We start from the raw sequence: 26014 nt of genomic DNA on the forward strand, positions 1-26014 counted from the left end.
CGGGGCGCAGGAGAATGCCCCACCGGGCAATTTGGGAGGAAGACGGAATGAAAAAGGGGTTATCAGGGGTAATCGTCGGGCTGCTGACCACCACGGCGTGGGTGGCACCGGCATGGGCGCAGGGAGCGGATGCGCCCGCGGCGCAGCAGGAGCCGAATGCCGTCGAGGCACAAGGCGAGGAAATCGTCGTCACCGGCATCCGCGCCTCGCAGCAGGCGGCGATCGACATCAAGCGCGACGAGACCGCGATCGTCGACGCGATCTCGGCCGAGGATATCGGCAAGCTGCCCGACGTCACCATCGTCGACGCGCTGCAGCGCATCTCGGGCGTGCAGATCCAGCGCAGCGCGGGCGAGGGCACCAACGTCAACATTCGCGGCCTGCCGCAGGTCATCACCCTGCTCAACGGCGAGCAATATCTGAGCCCGGGCAATCTCGGCGAGGCGCGCCCCAACCTCAACGATCTGCCCGCGCAGCTGATGAACCAGGTGGTCGTCTACAAGTCGAGCGACATCCGGAACGCACTGTCGGGTATTTCGGGCACGGTCGATTTGCGCACGCGGCGTCCGTTCGATCTCGAGCATGGGCTCACGCTTTCGGGCCAGGCCGAATATTCGCGCGGCGACTATACCAAGAAGAACGATTATCTGGTCAGCGGCCTCGTCTCGTGGCGCACCGACAATTTCGGCGTGATGCTATCCGCCGTGAAGAGCAACTCCAACCTCGGCAACAATTATGCCGGGATCGCCGGCGGCCCCTTCGGCAACAACGATTGGGGTGGCGGCGGACCGAACTGGATCGCGCCGCACGGCTACGAGTTCTTCAATCGCGTCGTCGAGCGCGATCGTCTCGGCATCAACGGCGCCGTCCAGCTCAAATTCGGTGAAGGCTTCACGCTGACCGGCGAAGTCTTCCACACCGATTTCACCGAGCATAACCGCGCGGCGGGCATCAACATCTCGAACCGCTGGAGCGGCCTCGGCTGGACCAATCCGACCGCGTCTTCGGATTCGGGTCAGGTCGGCGGCAACGGCCAGCCGTGGCTCGATGTCGACGAGTACGACCTCGACGTGTGGTGGTTGAACAGCTTCTCGGTCAATCGCACCACCAAGTCGAAGGCGACCAACTACAATCTGGCGCTCGATTACGACAACGATACCAACTTCAAGTTCTCGGCGCGGGCAATGCGCGCGGATGCCAATTTCCGCAGCATCAACGGCCAGGTCCAGGGCGATATGAGCAACTGGCGCCAGACCAACACCTTCACCTTGTTCCGCGATCCGAACGACGCGACGCGCGGCGTGTTCCTGCCCGCCAACATCGCCTCGCAATTCCCCGCATCGCGCTACACCAACAATGTGATCGGCTCGAACGGCGGCCGCTATGTCGACCCGAACCCGCTCGGCTATGGCCAGAATCCGCAGATCCACATGGACATCAGCGGCGAGCATCCGGCGTTCAGCGGCTTCGATCGCCCGATCTCGGGCGGCCTCGGAACGCGGCCGCTCAGCGAATATATGGCCAATCTCGACAGCTATGCGGTCGGTGCCTTCTCGTCGGAGGGCAATCAGGAGAATAGCTCGGATCTCGGCGTCTTCCGCGCCGACGGCTCGTACGAGTTCGACGATGACGGGCTGTTCGGCGCCTTGAAGCGCATCGACGTCGGCGTCCGCCGCAGCGATCGCAGCGTCAACATCCGCGCCTTCCACCTCTTCTCGAACTTCTACGGCGGCAACGGCGCGACGAGCGCCGAGGGTTGCTCCGCCCAGTGGAAGGCGATCGACGTGGTGATGAACCAGGCCGGCTGTCAGGCGGGCGAATATGTGTCGAACGCCGGCTACAACCCGGCCAATCCGATCGCGACGACGCCGGGCACCTGCGCCACCGCGACCACGCCCAACGCGCCGACCTGCTTCCAGGGCTATACCGTCAACAAGCCGACCAAGCTCAACGAGTATAATAATGTCTATTTTCTCACGGACCTCGGTGGGGTGAGCTCGGGAATTCCCGGCTTCTGGGTCGCCGATCCGCGCGACTTCGACGATGCCAAGGCGTTCCACGAGCGCGTGTTCGGCGGCGCCGACGAAGTGATCATCCCCGGCCGCACCTATGACGTCGATCTGGTCGAGGAGAGCGCGTACCTCAACACCTCGTTCAAGACCGGGATCTTCAGCGCGGCGATTGGTGCCAAGATCATCAACACCAAGCTGACCGTGAAGCAGAACATCACCGGCCCGACCCGCAGCTATGGCGACACCAACACCGACGAAGGCGATACCGTCACCAAGCGCGACTATGTCGACTTCCTGCCGGCGGTCATCCTCTCGGCGGACATCACGCCCAGCCTGCGTCTGCGTGCCTCGTTCGCCAAGACGATGATCCCGCTCGACCTCGGCAATTACGGCGGCGGCCTGACAATCTCGACCGCGGACTCGCAGGGGCCCAGCCCGGCCAATCCGGATGCGGCGCCGCTCGGCGTCCGTCAGGTGACCGGCGCCAGCTCGAGCGGCAACCCGTATCTCAATCCGTGGCGCTCGAATAACTACGACCTCGCGCTCGAATATTATCTGGGTCGTGGCACGCTGTTCAACGTCAGCCTGTTCAAGCTCGACATCAACAGCTTCGTCCGCACCGCCACCACCAATACCGGTCGTTTCCCTGATCAGGACGGCGTCATTCGCCGCACCGTTCCGGTGACCCAGCCGGCGCAGGGCGAGGGTGGTTCGCTGCAGGGCGTCGAAGTCGGTGCGAAGGTCTCGTTCAGCGACTTCGTCCGCGGCGGCATCCTCAGCAATTTCGGTATCGACGCCAACTACACCTTCTCGGACAGCAAGCAGACCGACAAGGGCCTCGACGGCGAGGAATTGCCCTTCCCGGACAATTCGAAGCATCAGGTCAATCTGATCGGCTGGTATCAGGATGACGCGCTGCAGGTTCGCGTTGCGTACAGCTACCGTACGCCGCGCCTCGCCACGACCTTCGGCGCGATCCCGATCTTCCAGGATACGGCCCAATATGTCGATGCGAACCTGACGTACAACATCAATGACAACTTCGCATTGTACGCCAACGCTTCGAACGTCTTTGGCGAGATAGAGCGTTATTACTTCCAGTTCGACAGCGATTCGAAGCAGTTCCATTCGCAGAACGAGTTCGAGCCGCGCTATTCGGCGGGCGTCCGCGTCCGCTTCTGACGAGCCAACCCTCCTGAGCCGGCAGTTCCTTATCGGGCTGCCGGCTCATTTTTTGGCCTGGCTGCGCACGAGCGATGGTTTCGCTTGCGGTGCAGCAATCAAGAAGATCAGATACCAACATGGTGAACGGGGGAAGTGTAGCGAACGCGATCCGGCGCGTCGTCATCGTCGGCGGCGGTACCGCCGGCTGGATGGCCGCGGCGGCGCTGTCGGCGCATCTCGCCGGCACGGGTGTCTCGATCACCCTGATCGAGAGTTCGGACATCGGCACGATCGGCGTCGGCGAGGCGACGATTCCCACCATCCGCCGCTTCTACGGCCAGCTCGGCATGTCCGATGCCGAAGTGATGCAGGCGTGTCAGGCGACCGCCAAGTTCGGCATCCGCTTCGTCGACTGGCTCCGTCCCGGGCATGATTTCGTCCATCCCTTCGGCCGCTTCGGGCAGGATCTGAAGGGCGTCGACTTCCATCATTATTGGCTCGCGGCGCACGCGGCGGGCGATCCTGCGCCACTCGGCGACTATTCGCTCGGGAGCCTGCTCGCGGGCGAGGGGCATGCCACCCTGCCGGTGCCCGACCCCGGCTCGCAGCTCGGCATCTTCGATTGGGCGCTGCATTTCGACGCCGCATTGTTCGCGCAGCATATGCGCCGCTTTGCCGAGCGGATGGGCGTGGCGCGCGTCGATGCGCGGATCACCGATGTGGCGCTGCGTGGCGAAGACGGCTTCATCGAAGCGCTGGCGCTCGACAGCGGCGCGCGCGTCGAGGGCGACCTGTTCGTCGATTGTTCGGGCTTTCGTTCGCTGTTGCTCGGCGAGGCGCTGGGCGTCGGCTATGCGGATTGGTCGCACTGGCTGCTCTGCGACGGCGCCTTCGCGCTGCAGAGCGAGCGCGTGGGGCCGCCGCCTTCGTGCACCACCGTGACGGCGCGCAGCGCCGGCTGGCAATGGCGCATCCCGCTGCGCGTCCGCGAGGGTAACGGCCTAGTCTTTTCGAGCCGCTTCCAGAGCGATGATGAAGCGCGGGAAGAGTTGCTCGCACAGGTGCCGGGCAAGCCGGTGATGGAGCCGCGCCGCCTGCGCTTCGCCCCCGGCCGGCGCCAGGTCGCCTGGGCGAAGAACTGTGTCGCGCTCGGGCTCGCCTCGGGCTTTCTCGAACCCCTCGAATCGACCAGCATCGCGCTGATCGAGACCGGCATCGAACGGCTCAAGCAGCTGTTCCCGGACAAGGATTTCGATCCCGCCGTGATCGCCGAATATAACGCGCAATCGGCGGAGGAGATCGAGCGCGTCCGCGACTTCCTCATCCTCCACTACAAGCTCAACGGCCGATCGGGCGCGTTCTGGCAGGCCTGCCGCGAGATGGCCGTGCCCGACACGCTGAACGCCAAACTGGCGCTCTGGCGCGCCCGCGGCGCGTTCGTTCGCTATCGCTGGGAAATGTTCTCGCCCGCCAGCTGGCTCGCAATCTATGCCGGCTTCGAGAATCTGCCACACCGTATCGATCCCGCGGCCGCCGCAGTCGCACCCGATCAACTCGCTCGCTCGCTGGCGGCGATGCGCCGTTCGCTCCGCGAGACCGTCGCCGACACTCCGATGCATCAGGAATTCCTCGAGATCATGGACGCCGCGGCCGCGGAAGGAAGGGCAGCATGAGAGCAGCCGACGCGCTCCGCAAAGTCTGCATCGTCGGCGGCGGCACCGCCGGGTGGATCGCCGCGGCGGTGATGGCGCACCATTTCAAGGGCAAATTGTTCGAAATCGAACTGGTCGAGAGCGACGATATCGGAACGATCGGCGTCGGCGAATCGACCATCCCGCCTTTCATGGAGCTGATCGCGAGGCTCGACATCAACGAACAGGATTTCGTCCGCGCGACGCAGGCCAGCTTCAAGCTCGGCATCGAATTCGAGGACTGGCACCGCAAGGGCGAGCGCTATTTCCATCCGTTCGGTTCGATCGGTCAGCAAGTCGAGCTCAGCGAATTCTATCAATGCTGGCTCAAGGCGCGGAAGGCCGGGCAGCCCTTCGAGCTGATGGACTTCGCGCCAGCTGCGGCAATGGCGCGCGAAGGGCGGTTCATGCTGCCGTTCAAGGCGCAGAAGACGCCGATCGGCGGCGCTGCCTATGCGCTCCACGTCGACGCGAAGCGGGTCGCCCGGTTTCTCCGCGCCCATGCCGAGGAGCGGGGCGTGAAGCGCACCGAAGGCATCGTCGGCGACGTGCGGCTCGACGATCGCGGTTTCGTCGAGACCTTGGTGCTCAAGGACGGTCGCGAAGTCGCCGCCGACTTTTTCATCGATTGCTCGGGCTTTCGCGCGCTGTTGATCGAGAAGGCGCTCGGTGTGGGCTATGAGGATTGGTCCGAATGGCTGTTCTGCGACCGCGCTATCGCCGCGCAGACGCAGAATGTCGGCCCGCCGCGGCCTTACACGCTGGCCCAGGCGCAGGATTTTGGCTGGCGCTGGCGCATTCCGCTCCAGCACCGCACCGGCAACGGTCACGTCTTTTGCAGCGAGTTCCTGTCCGACGAGGAGGCGACCCGGGGCCTGCTCGATCAGGTCGAAGGCGAAGTGGTTGCAGGGCCGATGGTGGTGCCGTTCAAGACCGGCATGCGCGACAAGATCTGGCACAGGAACGTGCTGTCGCTCGGGCTCGCCTCGGGGTTCATCGAACCGCTCGAATCGACGGCGATCCATCTCGTCTATCGCGGCATGGACTTCTTCTTCCGCTATCTGCCCGACCGGAATTGCGATCCGCGCCTCGCGGCGGAATATAATCGCCGCATGGCTGCGGATTATGTCGAGATCCGCGACTTCATCGTTCTGCACTACGCCGCGACGCAGCGCGACGACACGCCGTTCTGGCGCAAATGCCGCGACATGAAATTGCCCGACAGCCTGCACGAGCGGATCGAGCTGTTTCGCGCCAATGGCGTGCTGCGCGAAGGCCATGACGAGCTGTTCCGCGCGGTCAGCTGGCATTCGGTGCTCGAGGGTATGGGAATCCATCCTGCGACGTACCACCCGCTGGTCGATCGTATCGACGAGGCGTGGCTGTTCGAGGGAATGGGTCAGGTGCGTGCGCAGCTGGCGCAGGTCGCGGCCACCTTGCCGACCCATCAGGAATTCATCGACGCGCATTGCCGCGCCGACGCGGTCGATCTCGGCAATCCGGTCCGCTGATGCAGAAGAAAGGCGCGATCACGATCAAGCACGTCGCGGCCGAGGCGGGAGTCTCGTTCCAGACGGTGTCGCGCGTGATCAACGACGGCCCAAACGTCACGCCGGCGATGCGCGAGCGGGTGATGAACGCTGTCAACAAGCTCGGCTATGTCCCGAGCCTCGCCGCGCGGCGGCTGGGAGGGTCGCGTTCCTATCTGATCCTCGCCTTCAACGATCGCCGTCCGACTCTCGATGGCTGGCAGTCGCGGCGCGGCAACGACTGGGTCGATCAGATGCTGTATGGCGGCATGCTCAAATGCGCCGAGCATGGCTATCGCATGCTGTTCGAATTGGTCGATTCGCATTCGGACCAGCTCGAGGCGCAGGTCCAGGCGGCGCTCTCGGCGCTGCATCCCGACGGGGTGATCCTGACTCCGCCGCACAGCGACGACGAGCGGATCACCCAGTTGCTCCATCGCAATGGACTGATCTTCGCCCGGCTTGGCTCGCGCCGCGAAGGCGAGGGGTGCGCGGTCTATATGGACGATGAGGCCGCGGCGCGGGCGGCGACCAAATATCTTCTGGACCAGGGCCATACCCGCATCGCCTATGTCGAGGGGCATCCCGAATATGCGATCAGCGGCGATCGCCTGCGCGGCTTCCGCGGCGCTATGGAGAGCAGGAGCCTCGCGGTGCGCCCGGAATATCTTCAGCCCGGCGACTTCACCTACGAAGCCGGCACGCGCGCGATGACAGCGTTGGCGCGGCTCGATCAGCCGCCCAGCGCGATCCTGGCGAGCAGCGACGAGATGGCGCTGGGGGTGCTCCACGCCGCCGCGCCGCTCGGCCTGTCGGTCCCGCGGGATTTGTCGATCGTCAGCTTCGACGATACGCCGACGGTGCGGATGAGCGTACCTTCGCTAACCGCGATCCGCCAGCCGATCGCGGAGATGACCGCCAAGGCCGCCGACCTGCTGATCGAGGCCAAGGCCAAGAGCCTCGACGGCAATAGCCGGCACCTGCTGCCGTTCGATTTCATCGTCCGCGATTCGACCGCGCCGCCGCGTTGACTCGGCGCAAGGGCGCGACGATGCTCGCGCGTCCATGCATTTCACCTCGCCCGGCCGCGGCTTCATCCTGCTCTATGCACTTGCGTATGCGGGGCTTTTCGTCAGCTTCATTCCGTTCGTCTCGGTGCTGCTGCCGCTCAAGGTCACTGCGGTCGCCGACCCCGAGCACCGCGTCGCACTGCTCAGCGCGGCGGCTCTGGGCGGCGCGGCAATGGCGAGCGTCGCCAATCTGATCTTCGGCGCGCTCAGTGACCGGACCTATCGTATGCGCGGCACCAGGCGCCCGTGGATCCTCGCCGGGCTCGCCTTGCTGGTCCTTGCCTATGCGCTGTTCCACTGGAGCGAGGACGGGGCATCGATGCTCGTGGCGGTGGGCTTGCTGCAAATCGCGATCAACATGATGTTCGCGCCCGTCGGGGCGATCATGGCGGATGAAATCCCCGACGCGCAGAAGGGGCTCGTAGCCGGTCTGATCGGCGCGGCGCATCCGTTTTCCTCGCTCGTCGCTGTCGGCGTGACGCTTCACGCGCTCGGATCCGAGGGGATGCGCTACACTCTGCTTTGCGCAGTCATCGCCATCCTCGTTTTTCCGCTATTGCTATTCATTAGCGAGCGTCGCGACCCGCTTCCCGAGCCGCCGGCGGAATTGCGCGTGCGTCGCCGTGCTGATTTCGCGCGGATCTGGATCGCGCGGATGCTCGTCCAGATCGCCGGCAACGGGCTGTCGACCTATGGGCTGTTCTACTTCCTCGCGGTGCTGGGCCAGAAGATCCCCGACAAGCATCATGCCGAGGCGGCGAGCGAAGGCGTCGCAACCATCTTCGCAGGGGTGACGATCATCGCCTTGCTGCTGACGATCGCGGCGGGGCGGCTGTCGGACCTGACGATGCGGCGCAAGCCTTTCCTCGCGGCGGCGGCGCTGGTGATGGCGGCGGGACTCGCGATCATGGCCGCAGCGCCGAACTGGGCGGTGGCGGCGCTCGGCTTCGGCGCCGCGACCTCGGGGATGTCGGTGTTCCTCGCGCTGCAATCGGCACTGGCGATGCAATTGTTGCCCTCGCCGCAACATCGCGGGCGCGACCTGGGGATCCTCAACCTCACCAATACGCTGCCAGCGATGGTCGCGCCTTTGCTCGCGCTGGCGCTCAGTCCCGACAAAGCGGGCTATGCCACGTGGCTGCTGATCCTCGCGCTCGGCGTACTCGCGGGCGGTGGCGCCGCGATGACGATCAGGACCCAGAATTGAGCGTGCGGCCCTTGTCGGAAAGGCTGCGGAAGGTGATCGACCAGCGCGGCACCTCCATCGGCGCGATGCTGTGCTCCCATTGGTGCCGCGCCTCGCCCGAGAGATGATAGATCGAGCGCGGGGCCAGCGGCGCGGCGAAGCGATCGAACCCGCCGGGCCGCCGCTTGCGGAAGCGCATCGTCGTGGGGCTGCCCAGCGAGATGCCGATCACATGCTCGAACACCGGGCGATCTCTGTGCCAGCCGATCCCAGCGCCGGGATCGTAGCGGATCAGCAGCGCATGTTCGAGATCGCCGGGCACGAGGCCGGCGAAGGTCGCGGCCCTGTCGCGAGTCGGGAGCAGCCAGTCGGGGAGCGGCATTCCCTGCGTGAAGCTGGCGTCGTCGAAATCGTAGCGCCAGCCGAAGCTGGTGGTCAGGCGCTTGCCGAGCCATCCCTGAAACCGGAACGGACGTAGTTCGAGGCCATCGATCGCGGCGATCAGCCGAAGCTCCTCCTCGGGCGTGACGATCGCCTCGCGATAAGCGAGACCGGGAAGCGCGGGAGCGCCGAACAGGTCAGGAGCGGAGAGCGGAGGGGGCACGATTGTCTCGGAGTGGGCCGACGAAATTGGGGACTGCCGGAGCGCTTTCCAACCCCTGCGGCGCAGCGGTTGCGTTTCATGCAACAGCGATTTCTTGTTAAAATCCGTTCCGATTCCGCCTCATAGCGGTTGCAACGAACGCATTACCGGCATAGCGGTGCGCGCCGTGAAAGACCAAATGATTGCCGAAATCGACCGCGCGTCGTTGTTCCTGAAAGCACTGTCCGGTCGTAGCCGCCTGTTGCTGTTGTGCCATTTATGGGACGGCGAGAAGTCCGTCGGCGAGCTGGCGAGGCTCACCGGCGCGCGCGACACTGCCGTGTCGCAGCAACTCGCCTTGCTCCGCCGCGAGGGGATGGTCGCTGCACGCCGCGCCGGCCAGATGATTTTCTATTCGCTGGCGAGCCCCGAAGCGAAGCGCATGCTCGAATCGCTTCACGACCTGTTCTGCTCCGAGCCCCTCGCCAAGGCCGCCGAGTAGAGTCGCTCGACGTCCTCGCGGCGTGCCAGCTCGCTGCCGGGGGTGATCAAGGCCGCGGCGCCAGCGGCAATTCCATAGCGCAGGGCTTCTTCGAGGCTCTTGTCGGCTGCAAGCGCCAGAGTGAGCCCGGCGACCATCGAATCGCCCGCACCGACCGCGCTGCCGGCGGGAACTTCGATCGCGGGCATGCGCAGTTCGGTCTCCTGGGCGACCAACAGTGCGCCGCGTTCGGCGAGCGAGACCACCACCACTTCGGCGAACCCACGATCGCGCAATTCGCGCGCGGCGGCGCATTCATCGGCTTCGCTGGCGAGATCGCGGCCGACCAGCTCCTGCACTTCGCGCAGGCTGGGCTTGATCAGCCACGCGCAGCCGCCCTCCAGCGCGGCGAGCGCCGGGCCGGAAGTATCGACCACCAGCCGCGCGCCGATCTTTCCGCACAGTCCGCACAATTTGTGGAAGATCGCGGGATCGCATCCCGGCGGCAGGCTTCCGCTCGCCACGACATAAGCAGGCGGCCCCTCCATGCCGATCACGGTCTGCAGGAGTTCTTCGATCTCGGCCTCGGCGAGCGTCGGGCCCGGGAGGACGAAGCGATATTGCTCGCCGCTATCGCTCTCATCGACGGTGAAGCTCTCGCGCGTCGCGCCGGCGATCGGCACCGGCGCGATCGGCACGCCAGTGTCGCGCAGCAGCTTTTCGAAGGTCGCGCCTGTGGGGCCGCCGCAAGGAAAGACCGCAATGACCTCGCCGCCAAGAGCATGGGCTACGCGTGCCACGTTGATCCCGCCGCCGCCAGGTTCGAGGCGGGGCTCGGCGCAGCGCAATTTGTGCGTCGGGCGAACCTTGTCAGTGCTGGTCGACAGATCGAGCGCAGGATTGAGAGTCAGCGTGGCGATCCTCGCCATCAGCGCCGCCGTTCGAGCACGGCGCGTGCAGCAGGAACGATGAGGTCGAGCGGGCGATTCACCCGCATCCGGTGCCAGCCGGCAAGTTCGCCCACCGACAGCCGAGATTGCTCGCGGACCACCTCCGGCGTGGCATCCGAAGCGTCGTCGTTGCGCGCGCCGACCCGGGCGATCCGGTCGCGCTCGGGCGCTTCGAGCCAGATCCCGGTGAACGGCACGTTGATGCGAAAGGCGATCGCCTCTGCGACGTCGCGTTCGCTGCGGCTCATGAAGACCGCGTCGAGGATCACCGCGCCGCCGCAGGCGAGATGGTCGTAGGCCGATTCGAACAATGCCTCATAAGTCTCCTCGTCGCTGTGCCGTGTGTAATGCGCGGGTGGCAGCCGGGTTTCCGGCGCGAGCCCGGCGAGGCGCTTGCGGAACACGTCGGAACGCAGCACCCGCGCGCCGGCGCCGCGGCCCAGCCGCGCCCCGAGCAAGCGGGCGAGCGTCGATTTGCCGGTGCCGGACAGGCCGCCGATCACGACGAGGCGGGACGGGGCGGGGGCGAGCACGGCGTCGGCGAGCGCCGCATCGCCGGCTTCGGCGGCGTGCAGCGACAGGAACAGGGGCAAAGTCGCCCAGCCGGTAGCGCCCTGCGGCGCCACGTCGAGATAGCGATTGGCGACGATATTGGCTTCGGCCGCGCGGCCGTGCCGCAACATTGCGATCAGATGCGCGGCGAGATCGAACAATATGTCCTGGTCGCCGCCGGGCAGCCGCCGCAAGCGGTGCGCCCGGCTCCTGCGCTCGAGATGCGGCAGCTGGCGCGACCATTCGCGGCGCTGCTTCTCTCCGGTCGCCAAACGCTCGATCCGGGCGAGAAAGGCCGCACCGTCGCCGATCGGAGCGGCGGCATGGCTGGAGACGATGCTGTCGGTGAAGCGGTGGAGAGCGGATGCGTCCAGCCCGCCCTGTTCGAGCAGCACCTCCGGCGAATCATTTCCCGTTGCAGCCACCGCAGCCATTACCGGCTCTCCCTGGCGCTCCCCTTACTGGCGCTTCGCCGGGCTAGCACCGCTTTTCTGAACGGTAGCCGACAATTGCGAATTTTGCCGGGGCTATCGGGCAGCTCGTCGGGCCGGCCGCGCCGCTGCCGCGGCGAAACGGCGCGCGAAGACTTCGCGGAGCGGCTTGGGCCGGAATGTCGCATCATACGGCGTGGCGCGCTTGATGCTGCCGTCGGCGCGCGGGCTGAAGCCATTGAGCCAGCCATATTTGTCGCACATTCCCCAGACCAGTACGTCCTCGAGCTGCGGATAGTCGAACAGGATCGAGAGATAGGCGTCGGCATAGGCGGCGACAGCGGCGTCGCGAACCTTGGCATCGCTGGGCAGGTCCCGGTCGTTGACGTCGAACTCGGTGATCAGCAATTTATAGCCCATCGCGACCACCTGATCGAGGAAGCTCCGCCATTCGGCTTCCTGGCGTGCCGCCGTCTGCCCTGGATCGCCATAAACGCCGATGTGGGACTGGACGCCGAGCGCGTCGACGGGGACGCCGCGCTTACGGAAGCCCTCGAGCAATTTGAGCACGCCGGCGCGGTGCTTCTCGTTGCCGGGCTCGCAGCTCATATAATCGTTGTAGACGAGTTCGGCCTTGGGTGCGTGCTCGCGCGCGGTGTGGAAGGCGAAATCGACCATCGCATCGGCGTCGCCGAACGCCTTCGAAAGCGAGGTCTCGCGCTGGAGGCCGGTCTTCTCGTCGATCGTCTCGTTGACCACGTCGAAACTCCGGACCCGATCACCATAGCGGCGGCAGAGGGTGCGGATATGGTCGGTGAGCAGCGTTTCGGCTCTGGCGCGCGGCTTCGGCCCGAAATCATAGCTGTTCAGCCATTTGGGGAAATATTGCGCCTTGTGCCAAAGCAAGGTGTGGCCGCGCATCGCCATGTCCTTGGCCTCGGCATAATCCAGAATATCGGCGAAGCGGCTGACGTCGAACCTGACCGGATCGGGGCGCAGCCGCTGCCATTTGAACTCGTTCTCGGGGACGAGGATGCCGCATTCGCGCTCGAGGAGCGCGGCGTAGGTGGGGTTGGCGAAGGAGCCGGCGTCGGCGCCGGGCGCGCTCCATGCGACGCACGAGCCGAAGCGCATGCCTTTGGCTTTGGCGAGCGCGTTGAGCGAGGACCCGTCCGTGGCGAAGGCGGGGCCAGCGGCCGCGCAGGCCGCAGCGGCTGCGAGCATTTCGCGGCGGGTCAGTCGCGTCATTTCCGTCTCCTCACCAGTTGAAGACCGTGCCGTCTTCGAGCCGCGCGACAGGGAGATAGGCGCGCTTATATTCGTAGCGGGCGGCGAGCGTCTCATCGATCTCGACCCCGAGCCCCGGCGCGTCGCCCGGATGCATCGTCCCGTCGGCGAAGCGATAGGCGTGGGGGAAGACGGCGTCGGTTTCCGCGGTGTGCGGCATGAGCTCCTGGATCCCGAAATTGGGCACCGACAGGCCGAAATGGAGCGCCGCGGCCATCGTGATCGGCGAAAGATCGGTGGCGCCGTGGCAACCGGTACGGATCTGATGGAGGTCGGCGAGCGCAGCGATCCGGCGGACATGCGTGAGACCGCCGGCATGGACGATCGTCGCGCGGACATAATCGATCAGTTGCTCCTCGATCAGCTGCTTGGCGTCCCAGATCGAATTGAAGATCTCGCCGACCGCGAGCGGGGTGGTGGTGTGCTGACGGATCAGCCGGAAGCCCGCCTGGTTCTCGGCCGGAGTGGGATCCTCGAGCCAGAAGGGGCGGAAGGGCTCGAGTTCCTTGCCGAGCCGGCCGGCCTCGATCGGGGTCAGGCGGTGGTGGACGTCGTGAAGCAGATGCATGTCCCAGCCGAGCGCGTCGCGCGCCTTCTCGAACAGGGGCGCGACCGAGCGGAGATATTTCTCGGTCGACCACAGGCTTTCCTTGGGGAGCGCACCGTCGGCGGGCTCGTAACGCTCGCCGGGCTTCGCCACACCATAGGTCGCGTTGAGGCCAGGGACGCCCGACTGAAGGCGGATCGCCTTATAGCCCCGCTCGCGATGTTCGATCGCGCGTTCGATCGTCTCCTCGATCGTCGCGCCATTGGCGTGGCCATAGACCATACAGCCTTCGCGGCTGGCGCCACCGAGCAATTGATAGACCGGCAGGCCCGCGATCTTGCCCTTGATGTCCCAGAGCGCGGTATCGACGGCCGAGATGGCGCTCATCGTCACCGGGCCGCGTCGCCAATAGGCCCCCTTGTAGAGATATTGCCAAATGTCCTCGATACGGTGCGCATCGCGGCCGATCAGGCAAGGGATGACATGGTCCGTGAGATAGCTCGCCACCGCCAGCTCGCGGCCGTTGAGCGTCGCATCGCCCAAGCCGTATACGCCGTCGCGGGTCTCGATGCGAAGGGTGACGAAATTGCGGCCGGGGCAAGTGACGATCACGCGCGCGGAAACGATCTCGGCGCGTTGCGCACCCATTTGGCTCTCCTGCTTGTGCGCGTCGGGCGCGCGGTGTCTGGTAGCGCTACCATGAACAAGCTGCTATCGACTTGTCAACGCACGGCGTGAGACCGGGTGCACGAGAGGATCAAAATGCGTCGTTTGCTTGCTTTTCTGATATTGGTGTTGAGCCTCGCGCTGCCGCCGGGCGCTCGCGCGGAGACGGGCTACGACCTGTGGTTGCGCTACCGCCCGGTCGAAGCGCCTTGGCAGGAGCGCTACGCGGCGCGGGTGACGCACTATACCGTCGCTGCGCGTCCCACGGTGATAGCGGCCGCCAACGAGCTGCGGCGTGGCGTCGAGGGCATGCTCGGCTATGATCCGGTGTGGCGCGAAACGGTGATGGGCGACGGCGCGGTGGTGCTGGGCACGGGGACGTCGCCGCTGATCGCGCCGCTGGGGCTGCCGCTCACGCAGCTCGGGCCCGAGGGCTACCTGATCCGTAGTGCGACGATTCAGGGCAAGCAGGTCACGGTGATCGCGGCCAATGGCGATGTCGGCGTGCTCTACGGGGTGTTCCGCTTCCTGAAGCTGATGCAGATGCGCCAGCCGATCGACAATCTCGACATTTCCGAGGCGCCGAAGCTCAAGCTGCGCGTGCTCAACCATTGGGACAATCTCGATCGCTATGTCGAGCGCGGCTATGCCGGGGAGTCGATCTGGGACTGGCAGAAACTGCCGGGCTACAAGGACCCGCGCTACGTGGATTACGCGCGAGCGAACGCCTCGATCGGGATCAACGGCACGGTGCTGACCAACGTCAATGCCAATGCCGATGCGCTGCGGCCCGAATGGCTGGCCAAGGTCAAGGCACTGGCTGAGATATTCCGGCCGTACGGGATCCGGGTCTATCTGACCGCGCGTTTCTCGGCGCCGATCGAATTGGGCGGGCTCAAGACCGCCGATCCGCTCGATCCGCAGGTAGCCGGCTGGTGGAAGGCCAAGGTCGACGAGATTTACCGGGTGATCCCTGATTTTGGCGGATTCCTCGTCAAGGCCAATTCGGAAGGGCAGCCGGGGCCGTCGGACTACAAGCGCAGCCATGCCGAGGGCGCCAACATGCTCGCCGATGCGCTGGCGCCGCATAATGGCACGCTGATGTGGCGGGCGTTCGTCTATGCCGCGGAGAATCCGGACGATCGGCACAAGCAGGCCTATGCCGAGTTCCACCCGCTGGACGGCAAGTTCCGCGACAACGTGCTGGTCCAGGTCAAGAACGGCGCGATCGACTTCCAGCCGCGCGAGCCATTCCATCCGCTGTTCGGCGCGATGCCCAAAACGCCGCTGATGATGGAATTCCAGATCACCAAGGAATATCTCGGCTTCGCGACCCACCTGGCTTATCTCGGCACGATGTGGGAGGAAGCACTGCAGGCCGACACCTTCCGTCCGCACAAGGGGAGCACCGTCGCCGAACTGCTCGAAGCGCCGGTCGACGCAAAGGCGGCGACGGGGATGGCGGGGGTCGCCAATATCGGCAGCGATCTGAACTGGTCGGGATCGCAATTCGATCAGGCGAACTGGTACGCGTTCGGGCGTTTCGCCTGGGATCCCGAAGCAAAGGCCGAACCGGTCGCGCGCGACTGGGCGGCGATGACATGGGGCAGCGATCCCGCGGTGACCGGGCCGATCGTCGCAATGATGATGGGCTCGCGCGAAGCGGTGGTCGATTACATGACTCCGCTCGGGCTCGGGCATCTGATGGCGACGGGACATCATTATGGGCCGGGGCCGTGGATTGCGGACCTCGCGCGGCCCGAATGGAACCCGGTTTACTACCACAAGGCCGACGCCGCCGGGATCGGCTTCGATCGCACCGCGCGGGGGACGAATGCGGTCGGCCAATATGCGCCGGCGGTGGCAGCGATCTTCGGCGACCGCAAACGCGTGCCCGAGCAATTCCTGCTCTGGTTCCACCATTTGCCGTGGGACTATCGCACCCGTTCGGGCCGCATTTTGTGGGACGAGCTCGTCACGCGCTACGATCGGGGGGTCGATGCGGTGAAGACGATGCAGGCGGAGTGGGACGGGCTGAAGGACAAGGTTGACGAAAGGCGCTGGGCAGAGGTGCGCGATTTCCTCGCGATCCAGCGTGACGAGGCGCAATGGTGGCGCGACGCGTCGGTCGCCTATTTCCAGTCGGTGTCGAAGCGGCCGCTGCCCGCCGGCCATGCCGCCCCGGCGCATGATCTCGATTGGTACAAGGCGATCAAGACACCTTACGCACCCGGCAACGGCAAGTAGCGACGGCCTTGCCTCGGCGAACGCCGGGCCTCGGGCTGCGAGCGCGGCGCCCTGCCACGAGATCCCGGCTCGCCGGGATGACGACGGACTAGGGCCGGCCGAGCCCACGCATCAGATAGGCCTTGATGTACTGGCGCAACTGCCGGGTCGGCGCGCCGAGGACGCCGCGGCGCTCGGGGGGCAAATGCGCAGCGGGATCGCCGTGGCGCTGGAACACGAAGGTGTCGAACATCGCCGCCCAGGCGTCACGGCGCGCGGGCGGCAGATGGCTGACGGTCAGCACCGCATGAACCATCGCGTCGAATCGCGCCGAGGCGTCGGGGGAATCGTTCCACCAGTAATTGACGAGGCAATTGAACGGCGCCAGCGCCTCGACCTGATGCCACCACAAAGCCGGGATGTAGATCGCGTCGCCGGGCCCAAGCTCGGCCGTCTGCGCCGCCGCCAGCGCTTCGCGGAAGCGCGGGAAGCGTTCCAAATCCGGCGCGTTCAGCGCGACCATGCTCGTCGGCTGCCCCGCGACGGTGTGATCGAGCGGGCCGACATAGAGATTGTGGATCTGATCCGGCGGGAAGAGCGTGAAGCGGCGCCGCCCTGCCGCGACACAGGCGACATTGTCCGATGCATCGAAATGGGTACTGATGATCGAGCGAGTACCCAGCCAGATCCGCGGCGGCGCGTCGATTTCGGCGAGCAAAGGCAGGGGATTGGCCTCGGCGAATCCGGGGAGCGTCTCGGCGGTCTCGAGCGCCCCGGCATAGATCGAAGACGCTGGTTCCTTGCCGATCACGCCCTGCAGATAGCGGAGCAACTCCGCGAATCCGCCGCGGCGGCGCTCGAAATTGAATCCTTTCAGGTCGGGCGAATAGAAGAAGCGCCCGCCGATTTCGGGCGCGCCGACGAACGCCTCCGCGCTGGCGCCACGATCGAAGCGGAGCAGATGCGCCGCCATCGCCTCGACCGATTCCCCGCCCGCCGCCACTACGGGCCAGTCGCGTACCAGCCCGCGGATGACGACGGGCGCATAGCCGGCGACGATTTCGCGCTGGAAGGTGGCAACGTCGGGCGCGGCGATCTCGCGGATGGGAGAGAGGAGCGCGGTCATGATAGGTATCTAGAGCCTTTCCGGACCGGCTCGCCATAGCGCACACCGTCGCAGGACCTTCGGCCCGCCTCTTCCCGCTCACGCAAGTGATAGAGTGAAAAAAATGGCGTCGCGAGGGAGACCCGCGACGCCAAGGCAGGGTGTTGGGGAGAGATCAGAAGCTGAAGCGCATGATACCCGCGATGCGGCGGTCGTTCATGTACCAGCCGCGCGGCACTTCGGTGTTCTCGCCGTCGAGGCCGGTGACCACCGCACTGGTCTTGACCACTTCGTTGAGCAGGTTCGAGCCCTGGATGCCGATCTTCACATTGTCCGACAGCGCATAGAAGATCGACGCGTCGAGCTGACCGGTCGCCTTGTTGATGATCGGGTCGTTGGGCACGATCACGTCGCGGATGGTCAGCAGGAAGTCCGACCGCCACGAATAGGTCGCGCGCAGCGAGAGCGGGCCGATGTCGAGGAAGGGCGTGACGTTGACATTGTGCTTCGACAGACCCTGCAGCGGCAGGCTCGCCAGGTCCACGGTGGTCACACGGCCAGCGCCCACATCCGGATCCGTTTCGGAAAGCGTGCTCTGCGGCACGCCCGACGAATCGATATAGGTGTAATTGGCCTGCAGGCCGAGGCCCTTGAGCACGCCCGGCAAAAAGTCGAAGGTTTGCTGATAGGCGACTTCCACGCCTTTGATCTTGCCGGTTTCCGAAGCGTTGACCGGGGTGGTGACGACGGCCGGGAAGGTCGCGTTATTGTTGGTGAAGTCGATGCGAAGCGTGCTGTTGGTCAGCACGTTGTGGAGTCGTTTGTAGAAGGCCGATACAGTGAGCTGACCGACGCTCGAGAAATACCATTCCGCGGTCAGGTCGAAATTGTCGCCGGTAGTGGGCTTCAGATAGGGATTGCCCGCCGTGATCGTGCCCTGCAGCGTGAAGCTGTTCGTGATCGCGTTGCCGTTCGCGTCCACGTTCTGGACCGGCGCCAGATTCACGTTGAAATAATTGCGGGTCAGGCCGGTGGCGGGCGGCGCGACGCCTTTGAAATAGGCGGCGCGGAACTGGAGCCCGCCGCCCACTTCGAGCTTCACGTTCGCGCTCGGCAGCCAATATTCGTAGCTGGTCTTCACGTTGTTGGGGATGAGCGCCCCATTGAGGAAACCGCGGGCGGCATTCCGCGTCGCGGCCGGGAAGGTGCAGAAGGGTGGCGGATTCTGGCCCGCCGGCACGGCCGCGCAATCCGCTTCGCTCGCGAACGGCGTGCCCGGTTGCGGGAAGGACAGGAAGCCGCCCGCAGTACGATCGGTCCTGGTGTAGCGAACCCCCGCATTGCCGCTCAGGCGCAGTCCGTTGCCGAACTCGCTGTCGAAGCGCGCCATGAAATAGGCGGCCTTGTTCGTCTCCCGGATCGGATTGATTTCACCGGGAAGGAACGGCGTGCCGGCAACTACGCCGCAACGCTGGGCGAGCGGGTTCCAGCCGTCGTTGCGCACCACGCCGTCGCCGCACGCCGTGGTCGGCGGACGCCACTCGCGGTTAATCGCCGTGGCATAGGCTGCATATTGGTCGTAATTCTTGATGATGTTCGAGCCGTAGAACAGCCGTCCCTGGCCCGCCAGCGGGTTGGGGGCCTGGCCCTGAAAGAAATTGTCGAAATAATAAGGCACATTGGCCGCGATGCCGATCGGCGTGCCACCCGTTCCGCCGGAGATGCCGTCGACCGGATCGTCGAGCCATACCGGCCCGCCGCTGCCCCATTGCTCGGTGATCACACCCCAATTGTAGGTCGAGAAGCGTGCCGTCTGGTCGCGATCGGCGTAGCGGACGCCGGCCTTGATCGATTTGAGGAAGCCGCTCTCGGGAAAGGCATATTCGAGATCGAGCCGCGCAGCATCCGAATTGCCGTTGCTGTCCTCGATATGATCCATCGCGGCGCGCGGGAAGCTGTTGAACGGATCGGTAAAGCTGGTGTGCCCGGCGGTAAAATAGGATGGGGAGAACTGCGATCCCGGAACCGTCGAGGCCCCTGCGCGCGCGCCGAAGCCTGCGCAGTCGGTGTTGTTTGCAGGATCGGTGTCGGGCGGATTTTGCGAGTTGGCCGCCGGCCCCGAGCAAACTTGCGGCGGCAGAAACTGCACGATCGGATAATCGCTGCCGCGCAGCTGGATCGACGCATTCTGATAAGTCGAGTTCCACAGCGTGTGGTCGGCGACGTAGGTGGTCGAATCGACATGCTGATAGTCGAGCGACAGGTTCAGCCGCTCGTTGACGTCCCATTTGAAGTTGAAGCCGTAATCGTCGGTGACGAGTCTCTCGTCATGGTAGCGCGCGATATTGTTGCTCTGCAGACCCATCATGGGCGTGCGCGCGTCGCCGGGCGTATTCTGATCGGCGCGCCAGCCGGTAATGCCGGTGATCGTGCCGCTGGCGAACAGTCCGTCTTCGTCGAATTCCAGCGTCGTGCCGGGCACCCGGCGCGAGTCACCATTGTTGGTGACGTTGTCGGTCGCGATCTCGACCGTATGCTCGCTCCATGCCTGCCGCGCGTCGGAGCGCAGGAACTGGAACACCGCTTCCATCGAGCCGTCGCTGCTGCGCCACTGCGCGGCGGCCGAATAGCCGTAACGGGTGCGGTCGAATTCCTGGCTGCCGAGCACCGCGCCGCGCGGGAAAAGCACGCGGCCTGCCGGCGTCGCCCCCGGGTTCTGGACGACGTCGCCGTCGGAATACAGGTTGCGAATGCGGAAGCTCGACACCTGCAGGCGATCGGCGCGGCTCTTGAGGTTCGAATAAGACGCACTGGCGAGGAAGCCGATCTCGCCGATCCCCGTATCCCAGCGATTGCTGATGATAGCGTTGAGGTTGGCGCTGGGCTCCTTCTGGAAGTCGCCATAATTCATCTCCGCCGAGGCGGCGAGGACGAATCCCTTCGCGTCGAACGGCGTGCGCGTGCGTAGATTGACCACGCCGGCGATGCCGCCCTCGATGCGATCGGCCGAGGGCGACTTGAACACGTCGACGCCGCCCATCAGCTCTGAGGGCACATCGGCGAAACTCAGCGAGCGCCCGTTATTGGCGCTGAACGCCTCGCGGCCGTTGAACTCCGAGCGGACATAAGTGAGGCCGCGCACCACCACGCCCGATCCTTCGACCGAGAAGTGATCGGGATCGACGCCGGCGGCGAAGCGATTGATCGCGACGCCCGGAATGCGCTGGAGCGTCTCGGTGACCGATCGGTCAGGAAGGGCGCCGATGTCTTCGGCGGTGACCGAGTCGACGATCACGTCCGAATTGCGCTTGAGCTGCTGCGCGCTCTGCAGCGACTGGCGATAGCCCTGAACGACGATTTCGTCGCCGGCCGGTGTCTCCTGGACCGCCGCGTCGCCGGTATCTTGGGCGGCAGGCGGCATGGCCAGCGGCGAAGCCTCGGTCTGCGCCCAGGCCGAACCTGCCCCGAACAGGCACAAAGCCGCGGCGGACACGCCCGCCCGAAGCATTCCCGACCCAATTTTCGCGGCATTTTCAGATGCATGAATAGCGTGCTGCTTGCGCATCAAGCGTCCCCCTCCCGTGTTAGCGCTACCATTTGCTGGCGCGAATTGTTGTAGTTATGTGACATGGGTAGAATAGGTTCGTAGCAAAGATCAAGACACATAGTGACACGGCCGCGCTTATGTGCTGATTTTGCAACGCTTTTGCTGCGATGCAACGAGGAATGGTCTCACCGGACGCATGAAGCGCCCAGAATGTGGGAGCGCTAACATCGCGGAGAGGGGAAGATGCTGAATTTGTTGCGATGGCGTCAGAAAGGTCGATGAGCGGCCCGATTCGGAGCGTCGTCATCGTCGGTGGCGGCACGGCGGGCTGGATGACCGCGTCGGCACTGGCGCGAATGGCACGCGCCGGGGTTCAGATTACCTTGGTCGAATCGGAGGCGATCGGCACCGTTGGCGTCGGCGAGGCGACGATTCCGCCGATCCGCACCTTCAATGCGATGCTCGGAATCGACGAGAATGATTTCCTCGCCCACACGCAGGGATCGATGAAGCTCGGGATCGAGTTCGTCGACTGGAACGCCGCCGGCCACCGCTATCTTCATCCGTTCGGGGAATATGGCTTCGATATCGAAGCGGTGAAATTCCATCAGGTTTGGCGCAGGCTCCATGCAGCAGGGCGGGCGGGCGTGCTCGACGACTATAGCCTTTGCGCGCTTGCGGCGCGGCTGAACCGCTACGCGGCGCCCGATGGTAATCCTGCGTCGCCGCTTTCGCGGCTGGTTCAGGCTTATCATTTCGACGCTTCGCTCTACGCTTGCTATCTGCGCGGCTACGCCGAGGCGCGGGGCGTGGTCCGGCGCGAGGGCAGGATCACGCAGGTCGTGCTGCGCGGCGCGGACGGTTTCATCGAAGCGGTGACGCTCGAGGACGGGACGCGGATCGAGGGGGAATTGTTCGTCGACTGCTCCGGTTTTCGCGGGTTGCTGATCGAGGAGGCGCTCCACACCGGCTATGAGGAATGGACGCATTGGCTGCCGTGCGACCGAGCGCTCGCGGTTCCGACGGTCAGCGCGTCGCCGCTAGCGCCGTATACGCGCGCGACCGCGCGTACCGCAGGATGGCAGTGGCGGATCCCGCTCCAGCACCGCACCGGGAACGGCCATGTCTATTCGAGCGCGCATGTCTCGGACGACGAGGCGGCAGCAACCCTGCTCGCCAATCTCGACGGCGAACCCTTGGGCGATCCGCGGCAATTGCGCTTCACCGCCGGGCGGCGGAAGCTGGCGTGGAACCGCAACTGCGTCGCGATCGGGCTGTCGGGCGGGTTTCTCGAGCCGCTCGAATCGACCAGCATCCATTTGATCCAGGCAGGCATCTCGCGGCTGCTCGCCTTGTTTCCCGACCAAGGCTGGGGCGCGGCCGAGCGCGACAGCTACAATGATTTCACGCGCGTCCAATATGAGCAGGTCCGCGACTTCGTCATCCTTCATTACAAGGCGAACGGGCGCGACGAGCCCTTGTGGCGGCAGGTCCGCGAGATGGCGGTGCCCGAAAGCCTGACCCGCCGCATCGCGCTGTTCCGCAACCGTGGCCGCGTATTCCGGCGCGACGACGAATTGTTCGCCGAGACGAGCTGGATCGCCGTGATGTTGGGGCAGGGGATCACCCCGGCCGGCTGGGATCCGCTCGCCGACGCGCTCGATATGGATCAGCTCGCCGCGATGCTCGAACGAATCCGCTCGACTTTCCACCGCGCCGCCGAGGCGATGCCCGATCATGCGGCATATCTGGCGCGCCATTGTCCTGCCCGGGGAACCGCATGACCGACAATCGCATCCGCAACATCGTCATCGTCGGCGGCGGCACCGCCGGCTGGATGAGCGCCGCGACCTTCGCCCGCATCCTCGGCCCCGATTACGCACAGGTCACGCTGATCGAATCGGACGATATCGGCATCATCGGGGTGGGCGAGGCGACCATCCCGCAAATGGCGACCTTCAACCGGATGCTCGGTATCGACGAGAACGCATTCATGCGGGCGACAAGGGGCAGCTTCAAGCTGGGCATCCAGTTCGTCGATTGGGGTCGGCAGGGACACACCTATTTTCACCCGTTCGGCAAATATGGCGTGGACATGAAGGGCGTGTCGTTCCACGCCTTCTTCCTGCGGCTTCATCAGATGGGCGAGGCGCCCGATGTCGATGCCTGGTCGCTTCAGGCCACGGCGTCGCGAAGCAACAAGTTCATGCGGCCGATCGACGCCGGGAATTCGCCGCTTTCCGAAATTCCCTATGCCTTTCACTTCGACGCGGGGCTCTATGCGCGCTTCCTGCGCGGCTATGCCGAGGAGCGCGGCGTCGTCCGGCGCGAGGGCAAGATCGTCGATGTGAAGCTGCGCGGCGAGGACGGCTTCGTCCAGTCGGTGGTGATGGAGGACGGGAGCGAGATCCACGGCGATCTGTTCGTCGATTGCTCGGGTTTTCGCGGGTTGATCATCGAGAAGGCGTTACAGGCGGGGTTTACCGACTGGTCGCACCATCTGCCGTGCGACCGGGCGATCGCAGTGCCGTGCGAGAGCGTCGACGAGTGGACGCCGTATACCCGCTCGACCGCGCACGCCGCCGGCTGGCAATGGCGCATCCCGCTCCAGCATCGCATCGGCAACGGCCATGTCTTCTGCTCGGAATATATGTCCGACGACGAGGCGACTGCGATCCTCCTTTCCAATCTGGACGGCAAGCCGCTCGCGGAGCCGCGCACCGTCCCGTTCAAGACCGGGCACCGCAACAAGTTCTGGATCAGGAATTGCGTCGCGATGGGGTTGGCGGGGGGCTTTATCGAGCCGCTCGAATCGACGGCGATCTGGCTGATCCAGAGCGGGCTTTCACGCTTCCTGACGATGTTTCCCGACAAGCATTGCAATCAGGCAGACATAGACCGCTACAATCGCATCATGGCGACCGATTATGAGGAGATACGTGACTTCATCATCCTCCATTACCACGCCACCGAACGCGCAGATTCGCCTTTCTGGGACCGCTGCCGGACGATGGAGATCCCGGAACGGTTGGCGGAGAAGATGCGGGTATTCCGCAGTCATGGCCGGGCATTTCGCGAGAATGAGGAATTGTTCAACGATACCAGCTGGTTTGCGGTGATGTATGGCCAGCTGATGCAGCCGCAGGGTTTCGATCCGGTGGCGGAAGTGTTGAGCCTCGATGAGACACGGTCGCGGCTGGCGCATATCCGCGAGGCGATTGCCAATTCAGCCGACTATATGCCGAAGCACCGCGACTTCATTCGGGAAAATTGTGCGGCATGAAATCGTTGGCCCCCCTCGCGCTCTTCCTCGCGACCCCCGCCGTCGCCCAGCCGGTGGCGAGCTTCGACTGGTTCGAATATCGCGGCGAGGACCCGGTCGACCGCGCCAATCCGCCGGGCCCCGACCAGTATCGCAATCCGGTCCTGCAGGGCTTCTATCCCGACCCGAGCGTCACCCGCGTAGGCAAGGATTTCTATCTCGTCACCTCGACCTTCGGCTATTTCCCGGGGATCCCGATATTCCACAGCCGCGATCTCGTCAGCTGGGCCCAGATCGGCAATGCGATCGACCGGCCGGACCAGCTCGATTTCAAGCAGCTCGGACTGTCGCGCGGCGTGTTCGCGCCGACGATCCAGGCGAAGGCAGGGACTTTCTACATCCTCAACACCTGTGTCGATTGCGGCGGCAATTTCGTGGTCACCGCGAGAAATCCGGCGGGGCCGTGGTCGGATCCGACATGGTTGCCCGATCTCGAAGGGGGGATCGACCCCTCGCTTTTCTTCGATACCGACGGCCGGACGTGGATCCTCAACAACGGACCGCCCGAAGGCACGCCGCAATATCAGGGCCATCGTGCAATCTGGATTCAGGAGTTCGACCTCAAGGCGCTCAGGACGATCGGCCCCCGGACGGTGCTGGTGAACGGCGGCGTCGACTTCGCGAAGCAGCCGATCTGGATCGAGGGACCGCACATCTTCAAGAAGGACGGCTATTACTATCTCAGCTGCGCCGAGGGCGGCACCGCCGAGGGGCACAGCCAGGTCATCCTGCGCTCGAAGAGCGTCACCGGACCGTACGAAGCCAGCCCGGACAATCCGATCCTCACCCAGCGTGATCTGCCACGCGACCGCGCGAATCCGATCACTTCGGCGGGACACGCGCAGCTCGTCACCACACCCGACGGTCAATGGTGGGCGACCTTCCTCGCAGTGCGGCCCTATGCCGACGATTTCTACTCGACCGGGCGCGAGACCTTCCTGATGCCGGTACGCTGGGAGAATGGCTGGCCGCGGATCACCGATCCGGGGCAGGCGATCCCGTGGACCCATCCGCGTCCCGCGCTGCCGGCACAGCCCGCCCCTCCGTTCCCGACCAATGGCGGATTCACCGTGCGTGACGATTTCGACGGCGCGAAACTGCCGCCATACTGGATGATGCTGCGCAATCCGCGGAGCAGCTGGTTCACGCTGGCAGATGGCACGCTGCGGGTCCAGGCGCGGGCCGTCGGGCTCGGCGACAATGGCAACCCGTCCTTCCTTGCCCGGCGCCAGCAGCATCGCGACGCGACCGTCGAGACGGTGGTCCACTTCACGCCCGGCAAGAATGGCGATCGCGCCGGGATCGCCGTGCTCCAGAACGACGATTATTGGCTCTTCCTCGGGCTCAAGCAGATCGAAGGCAGGCTGGTGGTGGCGGTCGACCGTCGCGAGGGACCCGGCACGCCCGCGGCGGGCGAGACGGTGACCACGCTCGATGCCGGAACTTTCGGCATCGCGCCTGGCAATCCGTTGGCTCTGCGCATCGAAGTGCGCGGCAATCGCTATGCTTTTTCCTATGCGCGCGTGCTGGGCAGTCCCGATCTACCGATGATGGCGTGGCGGCCGCTGACCGAGCTCACCACCGATGCGCTGACCACCAAGGCCGCGGGCGGCTTTGTCGGCTCGGTGTTCGGAGTGTTCGCGGGGACCGAGAAACAGTGACGCC

The 26014-nt window shown here is 65.1% G+C and carries 17 protein-coding genes; 10 read left to right on the forward strand and 7 right to left on the reverse strand.

Going from position 1 to position 26014, the window contains the following annotated elements; all coding sequences use genetic code 11:
• The first annotated feature begins 47 nt into the window (after positions 1 to 47).
• The 5 genes from Q9Q95_RS15305 to Q9Q95_RS15325 all read left to right on the forward strand — a co-directional run bounded on the left by Q9Q95_RS15305 (position 48) and on the right by Q9Q95_RS15325 (position 8673).
• On the forward strand, positions 48 to 3194 hold the full coding sequence (locus tag Q9Q95_RS15305) for a TonB-dependent receptor (protein WP_306098004.1): 3147 nt from the start codon (positions 48 to 50) through the stop codon (positions 3192 to 3194).
• Between the two features lie 119 nt (positions 3195 to 3313).
• Complete coding sequence (locus tag Q9Q95_RS15310; protein ID WP_306098005.1) at positions 3314 to 4849, forward strand: tryptophan halogenase family protein; 1536 nt, start codon at positions 3314 to 3316, stop codon at positions 4847 to 4849.
• A complete protein-coding gene (locus Q9Q95_RS15315; protein WP_306098006.1) occupies positions 4846 to 6378 on the forward strand; it encodes a tryptophan halogenase family protein in 1533 nt (510 codons plus the stop codon). Before Q9Q95_RS15310 ends, Q9Q95_RS15315 begins: the two co-directional genes overlap by 4 nt.
• Positions 6378 to 7427: a LacI family DNA-binding transcriptional regulator gene (locus tag Q9Q95_RS15320; protein WP_306098007.1), complete on the forward strand. Its 1050-nt coding sequence runs from the start codon at positions 6378 to 6380 to the stop codon at positions 7425 to 7427. Before Q9Q95_RS15315 ends, Q9Q95_RS15320 begins: the two co-directional genes overlap by 1 nt.
• Before the next feature lie 34 nt (positions 7428 to 7461).
• Complete coding sequence (locus Q9Q95_RS15325) at positions 7462 to 8673, forward strand: MFS transporter (RefSeq protein WP_306098008.1); 1212 nt, start codon at positions 7462 to 7464, stop codon at positions 8671 to 8673.
• Here the strand turns inward: Q9Q95_RS15325 and Q9Q95_RS15330 are convergent.
• A complete protein-coding gene (locus Q9Q95_RS15330) occupies positions 8657 to 9256 on the reverse strand; it encodes an alpha-ketoglutarate-dependent dioxygenase AlkB (RefSeq protein WP_306098009.1) in 600 nt (199 codons plus the stop codon). The two genes, Q9Q95_RS15325 and Q9Q95_RS15330, sit on opposite strands and share 17 nt — an antisense overlap.
• A gap of 178 nt (positions 9257 to 9434) precedes the next feature.
• Between Q9Q95_RS15330 and Q9Q95_RS15335 the strand changes: the two genes are divergently transcribed.
• The gene (locus Q9Q95_RS15335) at positions 9435 to 9737 is read left to right on the forward strand and encodes a helix-turn-helix transcriptional regulator (protein ID WP_306098010.1); all 303 of its coding nucleotides are present in this window, start codon (positions 9435 to 9437) and stop codon (positions 9735 to 9737) included.
• On the opposite strand, the gene Q9Q95_RS15340 is transcribed toward Q9Q95_RS15335, so the two are convergent.
• From Q9Q95_RS15340 to manD, 4 genes are all read right to left on the reverse strand, one after another.
• Positions 9692 to 10645, reverse strand: coding sequence for a 1-phosphofructokinase family hexose kinase (locus Q9Q95_RS15340; RefSeq protein ID WP_306098011.1), 954 nt, complete (start codon positions 10643 to 10645; stop codon positions 9692 to 9694). The genes Q9Q95_RS15335 and Q9Q95_RS15340 overlap by 46 nt on opposite strands.
• A complete protein-coding gene (locus Q9Q95_RS15345; protein ID WP_306098012.1) occupies positions 10645 to 11652 on the reverse strand; it encodes an AAA family ATPase in 1008 nt (335 codons plus the stop codon). The genes Q9Q95_RS15340 and Q9Q95_RS15345 overlap by 1 nt, the downstream gene beginning before the upstream one ends.
• A 93-nt stretch (positions 11653 to 11745) precedes the next feature.
• A complete protein-coding gene (locus tag Q9Q95_RS15350; protein ID WP_306098013.1) occupies positions 11746 to 12897 on the reverse strand; it encodes an endo-1,4-beta-xylanase in 1152 nt (383 codons plus the stop codon).
• 10 nt (positions 12898 to 12907) lie between these two features.
• A complete protein-coding gene (gene manD / locus Q9Q95_RS15355; RefSeq protein WP_306098014.1) occupies positions 12908 to 14131 on the reverse strand; it encodes a D-mannonate dehydratase ManD in 1224 nt (407 codons plus the stop codon).
• A gap of 114 nt (positions 14132 to 14245) precedes the next feature.
• On the opposite strand from manD, the gene Q9Q95_RS15360 reads away from it, so the two are divergent.
• Complete coding sequence (locus Q9Q95_RS15360) at positions 14246 to 16396, forward strand: alpha-glucuronidase family glycosyl hydrolase (RefSeq protein WP_306098015.1); 2151 nt, start codon at positions 14246 to 14248, stop codon at positions 16394 to 16396.
• Between the two features lie 88 nt (positions 16397 to 16484).
• Here Q9Q95_RS15360 and Q9Q95_RS15365 read toward each other — a convergent pair whose 3' ends face one another.
• Together Q9Q95_RS15365 and Q9Q95_RS15370 are read right to left on the reverse strand one after the other, a co-directional pair.
• On the reverse strand, positions 16485 to 17501 hold the full coding sequence (locus Q9Q95_RS15365; RefSeq protein WP_306098016.1) for a cupin-like domain-containing protein: 1017 nt from the start codon (positions 17499 to 17501) through the stop codon (positions 16485 to 16487).
• Between the two features lie 154 nt (positions 17502 to 17655).
• On the reverse strand, positions 17656 to 20988 hold the full coding sequence (locus tag Q9Q95_RS15370) for a TonB-dependent receptor (protein WP_306098017.1): 3333 nt from the start codon (positions 20986 to 20988) through the stop codon (positions 17656 to 17658).
• A 317-nt stretch (positions 20989 to 21305) separates the two neighbouring features.
• On the opposite strand from Q9Q95_RS15370, the gene Q9Q95_RS15375 reads away from it, so the two are divergent.
• From Q9Q95_RS15375 to Q9Q95_RS15385, 3 genes are read left to right on the forward strand one after another with little or no spacing between them, the layout of a single operon-like run.
• A complete protein-coding gene (locus Q9Q95_RS15375) occupies positions 21306 to 22811 on the forward strand; it encodes a tryptophan halogenase family protein (RefSeq protein ID WP_306098018.1) in 1506 nt (501 codons plus the stop codon).
• Positions 22808 to 24310: a tryptophan halogenase family protein gene (locus tag Q9Q95_RS15380; RefSeq protein WP_306098019.1), complete on the forward strand. Its 1503-nt coding sequence runs from the start codon at positions 22808 to 22810 to the stop codon at positions 24308 to 24310. Before Q9Q95_RS15375 ends, Q9Q95_RS15380 begins: the two co-directional genes overlap by 4 nt.
• Complete coding sequence (locus Q9Q95_RS15385) at positions 24307 to 26010, forward strand: glycoside hydrolase family 43 protein (RefSeq protein WP_306098020.1); 1704 nt, start codon at positions 24307 to 24309, stop codon at positions 26008 to 26010. The genes Q9Q95_RS15380 and Q9Q95_RS15385 overlap by 4 nt, the downstream gene beginning before the upstream one ends.
• Positions 26011 to 26014 lie beyond the last annotated feature (4 nt).

Origin of the sequence: Sphingomonas sp. DG1-23, assembly GCF_030730875.1 — a bacterium.
Taxonomy (GTDB): Bacteria; Pseudomonadota; Alphaproteobacteria; order Sphingomonadales; family Sphingomonadaceae; genus Sphingomonas.